This window comes from Komagataeibacter sp. FNDCR2, assembly GCF_021295395.1.
Classification (GTDB): domain Bacteria; phylum Pseudomonadota; class Alphaproteobacteria; order Acetobacterales; family Acetobacteraceae; genus Komagataeibacter.
Genome location: NZ_JAIWOU010000001.1, coordinates 583,728 through 599,927, shown reverse-complemented (window position 1 = coordinate 599,927; position 16,200 = coordinate 583,728). Strand labels below are relative to the sequence as shown.

The following is a 16,200-nucleotide window of genomic DNA, read 5'->3' as shown; positions in this document are numbered from 1 at the left end:
CACCTGACCACGTTCTGCTGCATCAGAGTGACAGTATCGCCGTGGCGCCGCCATAAATATGATAGAGGGAACTCGCCGGCATATGGTCCGAAAGTGGCACGCCATGCACATCCAGTCGGTCAATCCATCCGCCAGACAGGCGTGCGGGGGCGTATTTGTGGAAAAAATGCCGGCTCTGTCGTGCGATAAGACTGTCTGCCTGAGGATCCCCCTGTCGCGCACGTAGCGCCAGAGTACGTATGCATTCGGTCTGTGGCCAGATCCGTGTTGAGTCCTCCAGCCGTTTGCCATGTTCGGTTATGGCGTCACAGACCATGAGTGTTTCAGGGATCACGCCATAAGTCAGGGCAGTTTCCGCCATCCTGGTGCAGGCAAGGCGTATGGCCCCTATATTTGGGGCATTGGGGGCAAGCCGGGCAAATTCGCAAAAAAGCCATGACCATTCCAGCAGGTGGCCGGGTTCGACACGATTATGTCCTGCCGCCTGAAGCGGTTTCCATGCATTGTCGAGGAACTCAAGCAGCATTCCCGTGCCGGGAAGGATGAAATGCTCAAGCGCCAGTGTGACCAGACGCCGGGCATAATCCAGATAGACGGAATCCCCCGATACATCGAAAAGCACAAGATATGCTTCAAGCAGATGCATATGGGGGTTCTGACGGTGGATGGTGTCGGCTGGCGGCACGGTGTCCAGGTAGCCCTCCCGGTCGGTCAGGAAAATCTGGTCGATTTCAAGCGCCGTTTCACGTGCGACCTTCAGATAGGCCAGATCACCGGATACGCGATAGGCCCAGCCGTAGGCGAACAGGATGAAGGCATGGGCATACAGGTCGCGCTGCCGGTTCGCGGGGCGTCCATCCGGACCAAGGGAAAAAATCCACCCGGCCGCATCATCGGCATGCCAGTAACGGTTCTGGACTTCATGCAGGCAGGCCAGCGCCTGATCCGCCGTGGCACCGAAACCGTCAAGCTGCGCGCGGCAATAGGTTGAAACCTGGCGCGCCTGCACCATCAGCCTTAGCGCGGGCAGATGAATGGGTTTGTGGTCGAATGTCAGGCGTTCGTGGAACAGGCGACGCCCGGCATCGAAACCGATACCCGACCACAGCGGAAGCGCACGTTCCGACAGCCACACGCGCCATGTATCCTGAAGCGTCTCGACGCCTTTTTCTACTATTGGCAACGTGTCCATTATGGAATGCAGTCTGGTTGGGAAAAGAAGGGAACAGGGATGGCTCTTTTACCCTTCAGTAATAGAAGTTCTCGGCGTTCCACATTGTGGACAGGGACTTGTCATTTTCAGAAACGCATAAGGGAGGGACACAGCAGTAAGCGTCCATTTCCCGATAAGCCGCACATAAAAAGTTATCCAGACTTCCATTTTTATAAAGTCCGTTCACAATCTTTATATGCAGTTCCATAGCCCGCAGCGGTATTATGGCATTGGTCAGTCTGGCCGCACCCTTGGGGGATATGGCATAGCCACACAGGCCAAATGCTTCCCGCAATTTGATGGGTTGGGTCGTAATGTTCTGGCTGGAAAACTGACCGATATTTTTTTTAAATTTCACATCATCAAACGTGAAAATTCCTTCCAGAATGGAAGGTACTACATCCAGATATAGCATGGCATCCGTATTGTAGCCAAAAAGTATTATCTCCCAATCGCTACCGATGTTTTTCAGTATATTTTCATACTGTTCTTCAAAATTATGGCATAATACTGCGTCATCTTCAAATATACAGGCACTTTTCCCGCTTTCCACCACACCATTCCACAATGAAATATGTGACAGTGCGTTACCTATTGCGGAATTTATATAAATACAATCTTCTGTAATGATTCCCCGGCTTATCAGCTCTTCTCTATTGATGGTATTACCATCTATGGCACTGAACCGTTTTATATTACTTAAATGGGAATTATTTTTAAGAAAAATCTCTCTTCTTTTCTGGTCTTTATCCCGGTTAATATATATAAATACCATCTATAAATCCGTTCGGCTGCATTCCATATGTGCGATATATATATCCGTTTTCAGGTAAATGAAAATGGAATTCAGCCCATCCGGACGATCACCCTGAAAATACAGCGGTATTTTCATTCGGTGCATTATGGGCGTCATGCTCCCGCGCTTTTTTGACAAGAGACGACGTCGAACGCCCTTCCAGAATATCGACCAGCGCCACGCGCCCGCCATACTGCTTTACAAAGTCGCCGCCAACCACCTGATCTTCCGTATAGTCCGCTCCCTTGACCACCACGTTGGGGCGCAGCGCCATGATGGTTTCAAGTGGCGTGTCCTCGTCAAACAGCACCACGAGGTCAACATCACGCAACGCCCCCATAACGGTCGCGCGTGCGATTTCGTCCTGTATCGGGCGGCTTTCCCCCTTCAGTCGCCTGACGGAGCTGTCCGTGTTCAGGGCGACGATCAGCTTGTCCCCTTCCCTGGCCGCGGCCCGGATCAGGCCGATATGGCCGGGGTGGATCAGGTCGAAACAGCCATTGGTAAAGACGATCTGCGCGCCATGCTGCCGCCAGTTACGGACAATCTCCTTCGCCTCGTCAATCGTGGCGAGCTGGCCCGCGTCACTCATCGTGCTGTGCAGTTCCCGGCTCAGCTCCTCACGCGTGACGACGGCGGTACCAAGCTTGCTGACCGAGACGGCGGCCGCCGTGGCGGCAAGCACCACTGCCGTTTCCAGCATTTCTCCCGCCGAGAGCACGCTGGCCACGGTCGCCACCACCGTATCGCCCGCGCCGGACACATCACAGACTTCGGAGCGGCGCGCGACGGCATGCAGGCTTTCCCCATTGCGCCGCCAGAGCGTCATGCCGGCCTCGGATCGTGTCAGCAGCACATCACCGCCGAACTGTTCCGAAGCCGCCCGCGCCGCGGTTTCGATTTCCGTGTCCGTATTGAGCGGCAGGCCCGTCGCCCGCGCCATTTCGGAACGGTTGGGGGTAATGAGGTTCGCGCCGCGATAGGCCTCGAATGTTTTGCGTTTCGGATCCACGATAACGGGAATGCCCTTTTCCCGCGCGGCTCCGATCATGGCGGCCAGCACCCTGTCCGACAGGGCGCCTTTTGCATAATCCGAGCAGACCAGCACATCGGCATCCGCAAGCGCCGCCAGACCGGCCGCGATCAGGCGGTCGGGTGTCTCGGGCGAGAGGACGTCCACGCGCTCTTCATCAAGGCGCATGATCTGCTGCTGGCCGCTGAGGATGCGCGTCTTGGTGATTGTCGTCCATACGGGGTCTTCCACCAGCCCCCGCAGGCTGACGCTTTTCCATGGGGCCATGGCTTCACGCAGCGTATCGGCCGCATGATCGGTCCCCACCACGCCAACCAGATTGACCCTGCACCCCAGCGCGGCCGCATTGGCGGCCACATTCGCGGCCCCACCGGGCACGGCCCGGCGGTGGGAGTGGAGGAGAACCGGAACCGGCGCCTCGGGCGAAATCCGGTTGGCCGACCCGAACACATACTGGTCGAGCAGGACATCCCCAATGACGCACAGGCAACCAAAACTGAAGTTTTCAATCATCCGGATTTATATGGTCAGCGATTCAGGAAAAGGAAAGAAGAGGCTTTATGAAAGCATCCGGACGGGCTGCGGTAAAGAGATATCCCGCGATGCCTGCCGCCTGCGTGCTCCATGCCCGCAACCTGTCCTGAATATGGCCGTTGAAGGCATGGGCCTGTCAGAAACAGGTTCTGTCCTGTGCGACGGTCATGGCATGCGCGGCCAGAAAGCGGAACTGTGCCTGCTCTTCCGGGAAAGCGGGAATGCCGTGCAGCGCATGTGATGATTTATGGTAGCGGTGCAGACTGCCCGCCCGCCGCCATGGACGGTCCGGATGCTGCTTGTTCCACAGGCTGATGGCCCGCAGTTCAATTTCCTGATCATTCGCTTCATGATCTGACTGTGTCATGTCCATCTCCCCTTACATCCGTGTTGTGGGCGTTGGAACGGTCACGAGGTCTGTATCCGGGCAGGTATCTTCTGCTTCTGCGCCATGGCACAGGCAGCAACGCTTCATGATAGTACAGGTTGCGCCGGAATGGATGTATCAATGCATTACATGACAGATAAAATCATGGCGTCAGGCATTGCGTGAACCCGTACGGTCCCGGCAGGTAGGGAAGGAAACCGGCGCGCGGGGAAATTACAGCCCAAAACAAGGCTTCAGGAGCAATCGGAAACAGGAAGCATCGAAAGGATCATGATTACATTTCAATACATTGCGCAACAATCAATTTCATTATTGCCTCTATGATGCACATTTATTGTCCATACGGTACCAGCGCCAGATGTTTTTCAGGATCGACATAACCCGCCATACGATAGCAGGCATTCAACGTGGCGCCCCATTGTCCGTTATACATGGTGGTCAGGATGCGGGGCGGGAGCCCATTGCGGTTTCGGCAATTCGTATCGGTCATCCGCAATAGATGTGGTGCGTCCTGCGCAGGGTGTCGGGTGTGGTGGGATGTGTCGTCATCCTGTCGGCCTGCGCGTCCCATCCGCGCAGGATGGAGTATGACCTTGACCCGGCGGATGAAGCACATAGTTTCGCCCCGCAGGACGAGGGCGCGCGTAACCATGGCGGCAACAACCAGATCTGGTCCGATATGCTGCGCACCGCCATGCGGGCCGGAATGGGCATGATCCATCGCTAAAATCCGGTTTTGGAATAACAGGTTTGTAAAAAACAGTAAAAGTTTGCCGGGCAGTCTTTAAAACGAATTTTGTTATTAAGACCAAACTGTCCCCAGACCATGAGCGGGCTGACATAGTTAGGCCATATATTTATAATATGAATAACCGCATGATGAACAAGAGAAGACCCTATGCCTGAAAAGATTTTCTTTCTGGGGGCGATCATGCTGGCTGGCCTGTGTACCATTGCCCCGGCCGCGCAGGCGCGGACGCACCGCATCAACCTTATGGTCGTAGCGCACCATCTCGACTACCGGCAGCGTGTCAGTTCACCCTATGGGGTCATAAAGGGCCATCATGCCACCATGCCGGAAAAGGGCACGGCCTATGCCGGGGTCGAAGCGAAGTGCGAGGGCCTTTCGGGCGGGCGGGCCTATGCCACGAGCATGAGCATCGGGATCAGCCGGGCTTCGCACCGCAATGTTTTCCGTGACTGCATGATCCAGAACGGGGCATGGGAATAAGCAGGCCATAACGCCGCGCATCATGGGGTAATCCGGTTGCTGGCCCGAAGCTGACGGATGTCAGGCCCCGGCTCCCGCATCCGCATCGCGCACAAGGCAGGCAATGGGGATGTGCCCGTGTTCAAAGGGCATGGTCGCCTGCCGGGGTATTTCACCCAGCAGGCTGTGCCACTGGCCTGTATGCTGGGGCAGGTCCAGGGCAAAATCCAGTTCCCGGCCCGCCGCCAGTGTCCGGGCGCAGGGCTGCATGGCCAGTGGCAGGCGGGGGGCCGCGACAAGCAGGCTCATACCCGCATACCGGCGCAGAAAGGCGATGGCATGGCCCTGGTCCGGGCCGGTAATGCCCACGGGTTCGTACGTGCCCCGGGCGAACAGGTCGGGATATTGCTGCCGGAATGACAGGATACGGCGGATCATGTCCTGCTTGATCCGCCCCGTGCGCCATGTGGCCGCCGCCGTGTCGAAACTGGAGCACTGTTCCAGCAATGCGGCGCGGCGGGCGAAATCCACCGGGGTACGGTTATCAGGGTCAACCAGGCTGAAATCCCACAGGTCGCACCCCTGGTACAAATCCGGCACCCCCGGCGTGGTCAGGCGCAGCAGGGTCTGTGCCAGGCCGTTCAGCGCCCCGGCGGGCGCGATACGGGCCACAAGGTCTTCAAGCTGCGGCAGGAAGCCCCCCGGCGTATCGGGGTCGAGCAGGCGTTCGGTAAAGGCGGCGCAGGCGTTTTCATATTCCGCGTTGGGCGTGATCCAGTCCGTATGGCGCTTGGCTTCACGCAGGGCCTTGGTCTGCCATGTGGCGATACGGCGGTGAAAACGCGCGCGCGCCGCCCGGTCGGCAAAGGGTTCCAGCGGCCATGCGCCCAGCAGCGTCTGGTACAGCATCAGTTCATCAATGCGGTCAGGCCCGGCGGCATCAGTCGCGTTATTATGGGCGAACCAGCCCTGCACCAGCGTTTCCCATTGCACGGCCATCTCGCTCAGCACCGCAAGGCGCGCGCGGCTGTCCTCGCCGCGTTTGTGGTCATGCGTCGCGGTGGCCAGCAGCGTATCGGGGTGGTGGCTCAGGCGGTCCGCGCAGCGGATATGAAACGCGGGCACCGACAGGCTCAGGACAGCCGGGTCGGAACCGACCTCGTTACGCGACAGCAGGCGGGCATAGCGGTAAAATCCCGTATCTTCCAGCGATTTGGCGGCCAGCGGCGCGGTCAGGTGTTCGAATGCCTGCTGCGCCCGGCGCGCGATGACCCGGGGCGCGTGTTCCGGTCGCGCCACCAGCACGCGCGCGACCTGTTCCAGCGCCCTGCCCTGCTGGGGTGTCAGCGGGCGTGACGCCGCCGTTTTCGCGGTGTCGAGGGCGGTCTGGTCGGCGGTATGGTCCTGCACCACCTCATCACCAAAATAGGTGCGGTAGGGCCGGAAATGCGTGAGCAGCCCACCCACCGCCGCCGCCATATCCGCCGCCGCGCAGTTTACGCCGCGCCGGTGCAGCGCTGTGTCCAGCAATGTGATCAGGCGCCTGTATTCGGCGGGAAATGTCTGTTCAAGCAGTTGCGCGCGGGCGTTGAGGACAATGACGTCAAGCGTGCGCGCATCCCGCCCGCATGTGGCCCACAGGCGGTCCAGCGCCGCGCCGCCATCGGGGTCATGCAGGACGGCGGAGACCTGGTCCATGAATTCGTAGCCCGTCGTGCCATCCACCGGCCATGCGGCAGGCAGGCTTTCGGTCGTGAGCAGGATTTTTTCGACATGGATGCTCGCACCCGGCAGGGCGTTGGCCGGACGCCGCGGCGCCAGCCGCGCAAGGCGGTCGCGCAGGCGCTGGCAATAGGCGGCGGGCGCGCTCAGCCCGTCGATGTGATCGACCCGCAGGCCATCGACCAGCCCGCGCTGATACAGCGAGAGGACATAGCCATGCACGGCGTCGAACACGTTCTCGCGTTCGACACACAGGCTGACAAGGCCGGTAATGTCGAAAAACCGCCGCCAGTTGATCCGCGTCGCGGCATCGCGCCACCATGCCAGCCGCCACGGCTGGTGCTCCAGCAGCGCGCCCAGACGGGTGCGCCCCGCCAGGCTGGTGCCGTCATGCAGGGTGGCGATGCGGGCCATGGCGGCGTGGCCTTCATCCGTGGCGCCCCATTGCCGCAGCGCCGCCAGCGCCCTGTTCACCTCCGCCCCGGGGCGGGCGCGCATGGCTATGGTGGTCAGGCTGGCCAGCAATGGCCCCGGCGCGCCGACCGCCGCCAGCATGCCCGCGTAGCCCGCCGGGCAGAGCGGGAAGCGATGGTCATGATGGTGGATGTAAAACAGGCCGCTCGACCCGTCATGGTGCAGGCGCAGCAGGCCCGCCGCCAGTGCCCCCGCCAGCGGACGGTCGAGAAACGGCAGCACGACGCGCCCGTGCAGTTCCGGTTCGGGCGTGGTCCAGTCGATATCGAACCATGTGGCGTAGGGGGAAGCCTGTCCCCATGCCAGCACCTCCATCCACCACGGGTTATGGAAATCGGCGGCCATATGGTTGGGCACGATATCCAGCACAAGCCCCATGCCATGCGCGTGCAGCCGCGCGCTGAGCCGGGCAAGGGCCGCCTCCCCGCCCAGCGCGGGGTCGATGCGGTCATAGCCCACCGTGTCGTAGCCATGCGTGGAGCCGGGACGCGCGGCCAGCAGCGGCGAGGCGTAAAGATGGCTTATGCCCAGACGGGCGAACTGTGGCACGAGGTCGCGCGCGTCATCCAGCGTCATGCCGTTACGGAACTGCACGCGCGCCAGCGCCCGTAACATGGGGGGGGTGGGCATATCATGCATGGCCACGCCCCGTGCGCAGGCGGTTGATGCGCCGGCGCGCATCCGCGCCGGATAACAGGGTGGCCGTCATGCCGGGGTAGCGTCGCTGCCAGTTGGGGTGCCCGCCCGTGGTGCCCGGCAGGTTGGGCTGTTCGGGCAGGCCGAGCATGTCTTCCATCGGCACGACGGCAAGCGGGCAGGCCGTGCTGGCCACGAAGCCGATCGCGCCATCCACCACCGGCCGCGCGCCAGCGGGGGTCGGGGGCGGTTTTTCAGAAGGGGTCCTGGCGCCGGACGCGGTGTTGAGCGCGGACCACAGCGCGGTGCGATCCGTCTCACGCCCGTCGCGCAGGCTGGCGGCGTCCGTGCCGGGGGCGAGCTGTCCCAGCTTTTCGCGCCAGTCTATATCCACCCCCTGCCACCACCCCGCCACTGTGGGCAGGTCGTGCGTGGTGGTGAACGCGGCCGCGTTCTGCGACCATGTGGCGGGGGGGCGGAAGGCGCCCGGTGGCGTGCGCTCGAAAAACAGCACGTTCATGCCCATGATGCCGTGGCGCTGCGCCGCGCGGCGAAAGGAGGGTGTCACGGTGCCCAGATCCTCCCCGATCACGACGCCATGGGCGCGTTCGGCCTCCAGCGCCACAAGCGGCATGAGATCGCGCACGGGAAAGGACAGGTACGCACCCTCGGCCGAGGTACCGCCCTGCGGTATCACCCATAGCCGCTCCAGCGCCATGACATGGTCGATGCGCAGCCCGCCCCCATGGGCGAAGCCCGCGCGCAGTGTCTCGATAAAGGCGCGGTAGCCCGTGGCCCGCAGCCCGGCGGGGGAAAAGGTGGTCAGCCCCCAGTCCTGCCCCAGCGGGCTGAGCGCGTCGGGCGGCGCGCCGATGGACGCGCCAACGAGGAATTCCTGCTGCCGCGCCCAGCATTCGCTGCCGGTGGGGTCGATGCCGACCGCCATGTCCGAAATGACGCCGATCCGCATGCCCGACGCGCGCGCCGTGTGACAGGCCAGCGCAAGGCTTTTTGCCGCCAGCCACTGCACGAACACATGAAAATTCACTTCCCGCGCGAACTCGGCGGCGAAACGGGCCACCTCCGGGCTGGCGGGCTGGCGCATGGCGGCGGGCCAGTGCCGCCAGTCCCCGCCGCGTGCGCCGTTGGTGGTGAAATAGCCATGCAGCGTTTCGAATATGGCATGCTGCTCCAGCGCCGTGCCGCCCGCCGCGCGGAAGGCGGCCAGTTCCGCCGGGGGATTGGGGGTGATGCGTTCCTCATACAGCCTGCGCAGCAACTGGTAGCGATGGCTGGTGGCCTCAGGCCAGTCGATCAGGGGGGCATCTTCAAGTTTTTTAAGGGTATCGACATAGGCCCTGCCGTTTTTCTGCATGGCGGCATGGACCGTCGCGGTATCGAACACGGCCTGCGGGTCGGCCAGCAGGACATTGAGAAAAAGCCGACTGGAGGGCGAATACGGGCTGTACTGCCCCGCGCGCGCGGCGAACATGGCATGGGCGGGGCTTATGGCCAGCGCGTCCGCCCCCCGCCGCGCCGCCAGGCGCGACAGCGCGGCTACCGACCCGAAATGGCCGATCCCGCCATCGCCGGGCATGCGCAGCCCGTATGTCTGTACCCCCAGCGCCCAGGGGCGCCCGCCCTCCCCGTCCACAAGGCTGCTGATGGGGGGGCATGCGGCGGGAGCTACGGCAAGCGTGGTGGCATGACCGCCGATTTCCAGCCGATGATAGCCATGCACCCCCAGAGCGGGCAGCGCGGTCTGGCCCCGGAACCGGCGGAGCGTGCCTTCCTGCGTGTCGCCATTTTCCAGCGTGAGGCGAAATGTCGTGGCCTGTTCGCCCTGCGGCAGGGATAGCGGGGTGGGTCGCCCCGCCATGGTCACGACCATGGCGGGCAGGCCCGGCCCGCCGGGGCTGCCGGGACTTTCCACCACGGCCAGAAGGCGGCGCAGGCTTTCGGGCGAGACGGCGCGCATCCGGCCACTGGCGTCGCGCCAGCGCAGGCACAGCCCCGCATTGCGCGCGCGTTCGGTTTCGTTGGGGTTATTCATATCGCGCCTCAAGCAGGCAGGCCATGACCGAGCGGGGGGGCATGACGGTATGGACCGGGTCCGCGCCGTGGGGCGGCATTGCGTACAGGCAGCGCCCCTTCGCCCAGCGTTCGTCCGTCGCATCGGGCAGGCTGGCGTGCTGGTCGCCCAGATTGAGCGCGATGCGCAGCACCGCGCCATCTCCCATGCGCCATTGCGCCACCACGGCCCCGTCACCGATAACCCGCGCGCCCATTGCCCGCGCACCGGGGATGCGGGGCGTGATTTCGGTGTGGCGGATCGCCAGCAGGTCACGGATCATCGCCTGCCATGCCCGGTGTTCCGGCTCATCGGCCTCCCCCGCGCCGGGGCGGGAGGCGGCGAAGGTTTCAGGCGCGTTGGGGTCGGGAATGGCGTGGCGCGCCGTCTCGGATGCGAAATGGGAAAAGGCGGCGAATTCCCTGCGCCGCCCCTCCCGCACGATACGGCCCAGCTCCGGCGTATGGCTGGTGAAGAACAGGAAGGGCTGGCGTGATCCCCAGTCCTCCCCCATGAACAGGAGCGGAATCTGTGGGCACAGCAGCACAAGCCCGTACGCCGCGCGCAATGCCTGTGGCGGGGCAAGCGTGGTCAGGCGCTCCCCCAGCGCGCGGTTGCCGATCTGGTCATGGTTTTGCAGGAAGATGATGAACCGCTCGGGGGGCAGGTCGGCACTGGGGCTGCCGCGCGGTGTGTGCGTGACGGGCGAGACCTCGCCCTGAAAGGCGAAACCTTCCGCCAGCACGCGGGCCAGCGCGCCGGTGGGATCGGGGGTGAAGTTGGCGTAATAGCCTTCCCCCTCCCCGGTCAGCAGTACGTGCAGGGCGTTATGGGCATCGTCATTCCACTGGGCGCTGTAGCCCGCGCGCAGCAGGCCGGCGTCGTTATTCTCGTTTTCCAGGATCAGGTGGACATGTCGCCCGCTTTCGATATGCGCATGGATGCGCGCGGGCAGGCGCTGGAGCCATGCGCGTTCGGTAATCGCCTGCACGGCATCGAGCCGCAATCCGTCGAAGCGGAACTCCATGAGCCAGTACAGCGCATTGTCCACGAAAAAGGTCTCGACCGCCGCCTGCCGGAAATCAATCGCCGCCCCCCATGGGGTGTGCCGGTCGGCGCGGAAGAAAGGGGCGGCATAGGCCGACAGGTAATTCCCGTCCGGGCCGAAATGGTTGTACACCACGTCCAGAAACACCATGAGCCCAAGGCCGTGCGCCTGGTCGATCAGCGCCTTGAGCGCATCGGGCGACCCATGGGCTGATTCCGGGGCATAGGGCAGCACCCCGTCATAGCCCCAGTTGCGCCCGCCCGGTATTTCCGAAAGCGGCATGAGTTCAATGGCCGTGACGCCGCTGGCCGCGATGCGGGGCAGATCCCGCGCCACCCCTTTGTACCCGCCCATAAGGCCCACATGCACTTCGTATATGACGCTTTCATGCCACGGGCGGCCCCGCCATGCGTCATGTTTCCATTCATAGCTGGCGGGATCGACGACTTCGCTGGGGCCATGCACGTCATCGGGCTGATGGCATGATGCGGGGTCCGGCACCGCGAGGTCGGGGGCGACGCGGTAGCGGTAGCGCGTGCCCGCCCCGCAGGGCAGCACGCATTCGAACCATCCCGCCTCCTGCCGGGCCATGGGGGCCGGGGCGTGGCCTTCGGCCTCCACCATCACGGTGGCGCAGGACGGGGCCCATAGCCGGAAGCGCGTATGCGCGCTGTCCAGCAGCATGGCACCCGCGTGCCGTGCGCGGTAGGCATGGTGGCTCATGCCACGGGCTCCGCGTGGGTTGGGCCATGGGGCACGATCGAGAGCAGGAGCAGCCCGTGCGCGGGCACCACGATGTCGCATGCGGCTTCATCCAGCGGGGTTTGCGGGTATTCGGGGCGGGTCGTGTCCAGCAGCAGCGTCCACTGTCCCGGCGGGCCGGGCAGGACGGCGGTGATCGGCTCGCCCCCGGCATTGAGCAGCATATAGGTCATGTCGACGCCATCACCGGCGACATTGCTGGCCCGCCGCACGCCCAGCAGGTGGAATGCGTCGTCATTCCACTGTTCCATCCCCATGGGCGTGCCGTCACGGCGGAACCAGCCGATATCGGGCACGTCGGGCAGCGGCCGGTGCCGTCCGTGCATGTACCGCCCTGCGCGCAGCGATGGATGCGCGCGGCGCAGCGCCGCAAGGCGGGCGACGAAGGCGGTCATGACCTGGCCCCCGGGCGTGTCCGCCAGGCTCCAGTCCAGCCAGCTTATGGCGTTGTCCTGACAGTAGGCGTTGTTGTTGCCATTCTGCGTCTGGTTGAACTCATCACCCGCCAGCAGCATCGGCGTCCCGTGGGAGAACATGAGGGTCGCCATCATCGCACGCTGCACGCGCCCGCGCAGGGCCAGTATGGCGGGGTCGTCCGTCGGGCCTTCCACGCCCCAGTTGCTGCTGTAATTCTCGGCATGGCCGTCCTGGCCGTTCTCGCCATTGGCTTCGTTATGCCGCGTGGCGTAGCTGACCACGTCTTCAAGCGTGAAGCCGTCATGCGCGGTCAGGAGGTTGATGGAACTCCATGGCCTGCGCCCGCGGCGGTCCAGCAGGTCGCCCGACCCGGCGATGCGCGTGGCCATCTCGCCCTGCTGCATCGCGTCACCGCGCCAGAAGCGGCGGGCGGTGTCACGGAAACGGTCGTTCCATTCGGCGAAGCCGGGGGGGAAATTGCCGAACTGGTAGCCGCCGGGTCCGGGATCCCACGGTTCGGCAATGAGCTTGCGGCGCGAGAGGACGGGATCCTGTATGATCGCATCGAAAAAACCCGCCCCCTGGTCAAACCCGTAGGGTTCACGGCCCAGAACCGGGGCAAGGTCGAAGCGGAAGCCGTCGATATGGAAGGATTCCGCCCAGTAGCGCAGGGAGTCCAGCACCATCTGCGTCACGCGCGGATGTGACAGGTTAAGCGTGTTGCCGCAGCCGGTATCATTGATCAGGTGGCGTTCGTTACCGGGTACGAGGCGGTAATAGGTGGCGTTGTCCAGCCCCCGGTAGCTCAGTGTCGGTCCCTGCTCGCTGCCTTCGCAGGTGTGGTTGTAGACCACGTCCATCACCACCTCGATCCCGGCCTGGTGCAGCCGCCGGATCGCGCTGCGCAGTTCATGGTGCGAACCGTTGACCATGTAGCCCGTATGGGGCACGAAAAACGCCAGGGTGTTGTAGCCCCAGTAATTGATCAGCCCGCGTTCGGTCAGGTTGCGTTCGGACGCGCAGTACTGGATGGGCAGAAGTTCCAGCGTGGTGACGCCGACCCGGAGCAGGTGTTCGATCATTTCTGGCGCGCCCAGCGCCTGGAACGTGCCGGAACGGGCATGTCCCGCCAGCGTGCGGCGCATGGTCAGGCCCCGTACATGCGCCTCCATGATGACGGTTTCATCCCACGGGACGCAGGGGCATACGTCATCTTCCCATTCGTAATTGTCATGCACCACCACGCAGCGCGGCATGGAGGGCGCGCTGTCGCGCCGGTCGAATGACAGGTCGGCGCGGGGCGAGTGCAGGCGGTAGCCGAACTGCGTATCCGACTGCGAAAGCCGGCCGCTCAGGCCACGGGCATAGGGGTCGAGCAGCAGCTTGTGCGGGTTGAAGCGGTGGCCATTGCCGGGATCGTACGGGCCGAAGGCGCGAAAACCGTAAAGCAGTCCCGGCTCGGCATCGGGCAGGTAGCCGTGCCAGATCTCGTCGGTATATTCCGGCAGGGGGCGGCGCATGATCTCGCGCCTGTCGCGCGGGTCGAAAAGGCACAGGTCGATCTGCTGGGCGTTGGCGGAGAATACGGCGAAGTTGACCCCCAGCCCATCCCAGTGCGCGCCGAGCGGCGTGGGCAGGCCGGGAGAAAGCGATGACGGAAAACGCATTAGCTCCCCTCCCGCACGGGCTGGAGGTACAGGGCGGCAAGGGGCGGCAGGGTCAGCGCGCATGAGCACGGGTGGCCGTGGGCGGCCTCGTTCGTGGCCATGACATGGCCGCCATTGCCCACCCCGCTGCCGCCATAGGCCGTGGCGTCGGAATTGAGGCATTCGCGCCACTGGCCGCCCACGGGCACCCCCACGCGGTAGTCACGGCGGATGACGGGGGTCAGGTTGAGTACGACAAGAACCGGCGCATGGCCCGGCGCAAGGCGCAGCCAGGACAGGACGGTGTTGACGGTGTCATCGCCGATGATCCATGCAAACCCTTCGGGGTCGCAGTCGCGCGCATGGAGCGCGGGCACCGCGCGATAGAGGCGGTTGAGGTCGGATACAAGCTGGTGCATGCCCGCCTTGAACGGGTCGGACAGGGTATGCCACGCGATTTCGCCCGAGTGGGACCACTCATGCTCCTGCGCCAGTTCATTGCCCATGAAGATCAGCTTCTTGCCCGGATGCGCCCACATGAGGGCGAAGAACACCCGCATGTTGGCGTGGCGCTGCCAGTCATCGCCCGGCATGCGCGCCAGCAGCGACCCCTTGCCATGCGTCACCTCGTCATGCGACAGGCACAGAATGAATTTCTCGCTGAAGCCGTAATACAGCCCGAACAGGATTTCAGACAGGTGGAAGCTGCGCCACAGCGGGTCGCGCGCGATGAAGTGCAGGCTGTCATGCATCCACCCCATGTTCCATTTATAGGAAAAACCAAGCCCGCCCTGCGCCACACCCTGTGTCACGCCGGGCCAGGCGGTTGATTCCTCCGCCACCGTCATGGCGCCGGGCACGAGGGTATGGATGGTCTCGTTAAGCTGGCGCAGGAAGTCCACGGCCTCAAGGTTTTCGCGGCCACCGTGGATGTTGGGTATCCATTCCCCTTCCCTGCGGCTGTAATCGCGGTACAGCATGGAGGCCACGGCATCGACCCGCAGGCCGTCGATATGGAAACGCTCAAGCCACATGAGCGCGCTGGCGATCAGGAAGCCACGCACCTCATGGCGGCCGAAATTGTAGATATGGGTGTTCCAGTCCCTGTGCACGCCCTCACGCGGGTCTTGGTGTTCATACAGCGCGCAGCCGTCGAAACAGATCAGCCCATGCGCGTCGTTGGGAAAATGCGCGGGCACCCAGTCCAGTATCACCCCGATCCCGGCCTGGTGGCAGGCATCGACAAAGGCCGCGAAATCCGCCGGCGCCCCATGCCGCGCCGAAGGCGCGAACAGGCCCAGCGGCTGGTAGCCCCATGAGCCGCCAAACGGATATTCCATGACCGGCATGAGTTCGACATGCGTAAAACCCGCGTCACGCACATACGGGATCAGGTCGCGCGCCAGTTCATGCCACGATACGACACGATTGGGATCCCCGCCGGGCCGACGCCATGAGGGAACGTGAATTTCGTATATGGAAATCGGGGCCTCGGGGGCCTGCCGCCCCGCGCGCGTGTCCATCCATGCGCCATCGTGCCAGTTGAACGGCTCCGCCGATGCGATGACCGAGGCGGTGGCCGGTGGGCGTTCGGCAGACCGGGCGAAGGGATCGGCGCGTTGCGGCAGGATATGGCCGTCGCGCGCCATGATCTCGAATTTGTAGCGTTCCCCCGGCCCCAGCCCCGGAATGAACAGTTCCCATATCCCCGCCGCGTGGCGCAGGCGCATCGGGTGGCGCCTGCCATCCCAGAAATTGAAATCACCGATTACCGAGACCCGCCGCGCATTGGGCGCCCATACGGCAAAACGCACGCCCGGCGTCCCCTCGATCACCACGGGCTGGGCCCCCATCACGCGGTCAAGCTGGTGGTGCCGCCCCTCCGAAAACAGGTACAGATCCATATCGCCCAGCAGCAGGCCGAAGGAATAGGGATCCGCCGTTTCCTCCACCGCGTCGGCCCATGCGATCTTCAGGTGGTAGCGCGCGCCCGCGGGGATGGTGCCGATATGCAGCCCGGTCTCGCCCATGCGGCGCATGGGGCGTTCCACCGGCTTGCCGCGCGGGCGCTCGACCACCAGACGCACGCCCGCCGCGTCATGATACAGGACGCGGATGACATCGACCTTGCCCATGTTATGCCGGCCAAGGATGGAAAACGGATCCGCGCAGCGCCCGTGCACGAGGTCGTCGACACCTTCGGGAAGAAAGTAATGGGCTTCATCCTGCCTGATCCTCATGCCTGGGCCT

The 16,200-nt window shown here is 63.5% G+C and carries 11 protein-coding genes; 2 read left to right on the top strand and 9 right to left on the bottom strand.

Annotated elements, in window-relative coordinates; translation table 11 throughout:
- Positions 1-22: 22 nt before the first annotated feature.
- The 4 genes from LDL28_RS02710 to LDL28_RS02695 form a co-directional block, all read right to left on the bottom strand.
- The gene (locus LDL28_RS02710; RefSeq protein ID WP_233057105.1) at positions 23-1,192 is read right to left on the bottom strand and encodes an AGE family epimerase/isomerase; all 1,170 of its coding nucleotides are present in this window, start codon (positions 1,190-1,192) and stop codon (positions 23-25) included.
- A 55-nt stretch (positions 1,193-1,247) separates the two neighbouring features.
- Positions 1,248-1,988: a glycosyltransferase family 25 protein gene (locus tag LDL28_RS02705; protein ID WP_233057104.1), complete on the bottom strand. Its 741-nt coding sequence runs from the start codon at positions 1,986-1,988 to the stop codon at positions 1,248-1,250.
- Positions 1,989-2,076: 88 nt separating this feature from the next.
- Positions 2,077-3,555, bottom strand: coding sequence for a D-glycero-beta-D-manno-heptose-7-phosphate kinase (gene rfaE1, locus LDL28_RS02700; RefSeq protein ID WP_233057103.1), 1,479 nt, complete (start codon positions 3,553-3,555; stop codon positions 2,077-2,079).
- A gap of 157 nt (positions 3,556-3,712) precedes the next feature.
- Positions 3,713-3,943 carry a hypothetical protein gene (locus LDL28_RS02695; RefSeq protein ID WP_233057102.1) on the bottom strand — a complete coding sequence of 77 codons (231 nt, stop codon included), beginning with the start codon at positions 3,941-3,943 and terminating at the stop codon, positions 3,713-3,715.
- Between the two features lie 520 nt (positions 3,944-4,463).
- On the opposite strand from LDL28_RS02695, the gene LDL28_RS02690 reads away from it, so the two are divergent.
- Together LDL28_RS02690 and LDL28_RS02685 are read left to right on the top strand one after the other, a co-directional pair.
- Positions 4,464-4,691 carry a hypothetical protein gene (locus LDL28_RS02690; RefSeq protein WP_233057101.1) on the top strand — a complete coding sequence of 76 codons (228 nt, stop codon included), beginning with the start codon at positions 4,464-4,466 and terminating at the stop codon, positions 4,689-4,691.
- Positions 4,692-4,862: 171 nt separating this feature from the next.
- On the top strand, positions 4,863-5,195 hold the full coding sequence (locus LDL28_RS02685; RefSeq protein ID WP_233057100.1) for a hypothetical protein: 333 nt from the start codon (positions 4,863-4,865) through the stop codon (positions 5,193-5,195).
- Between the two features lie 60 nt (positions 5,196-5,255).
- Here LDL28_RS02685 and treY read toward each other — a convergent pair whose 3' ends face one another.
- The 5 genes from treY to glgB are packed head-to-tail and all read right to left on the bottom strand — an operon-like array spanning position 5,256 to position 16,190.
- Positions 5,256-8,009 carry a malto-oligosyltrehalose synthase gene (treY, locus tag LDL28_RS02680; protein ID WP_233057099.1) on the bottom strand — a complete coding sequence of 918 codons (2,754 nt, stop codon included), beginning with the start codon at positions 8,007-8,009 and terminating at the stop codon, positions 5,256-5,258.
- A complete protein-coding gene (malQ, locus tag LDL28_RS02675) occupies positions 8,002-10,059 on the bottom strand; it encodes a 4-alpha-glucanotransferase (RefSeq protein ID WP_233057098.1) in 2,058 nt (685 codons plus the stop codon). The genes treY and malQ overlap by 8 nt, the downstream gene beginning before the upstream one ends.
- A complete protein-coding gene (gene treZ, locus LDL28_RS02670; RefSeq protein ID WP_233057097.1) occupies positions 10,052-11,848 on the bottom strand; it encodes a malto-oligosyltrehalose trehalohydrolase in 1,797 nt (598 codons plus the stop codon). Before treZ ends, malQ begins: the two co-directional genes overlap by 8 nt.
- Positions 11,845-13,971 (bottom strand): glycogen debranching protein GlgX, encoded by a 2,127-nt coding sequence (glgX, locus tag LDL28_RS02665; protein WP_233057096.1) that lies wholly within the window; start codon positions 13,969-13,971, stop codon positions 11,845-11,847. The genes treZ and glgX overlap by 4 nt, the downstream gene beginning before the upstream one ends.
- On the bottom strand, positions 13,971-16,190 hold the full coding sequence (gene glgB / locus LDL28_RS02660) for a 1,4-alpha-glucan branching protein GlgB (RefSeq protein WP_233057095.1): 2,220 nt from the start codon (positions 16,188-16,190) through the stop codon (positions 13,971-13,973). Before glgB ends, glgX begins: the two co-directional genes overlap by 1 nt.
- Between the last annotated feature and the right edge of the window lie 10 nt (positions 16,191-16,200).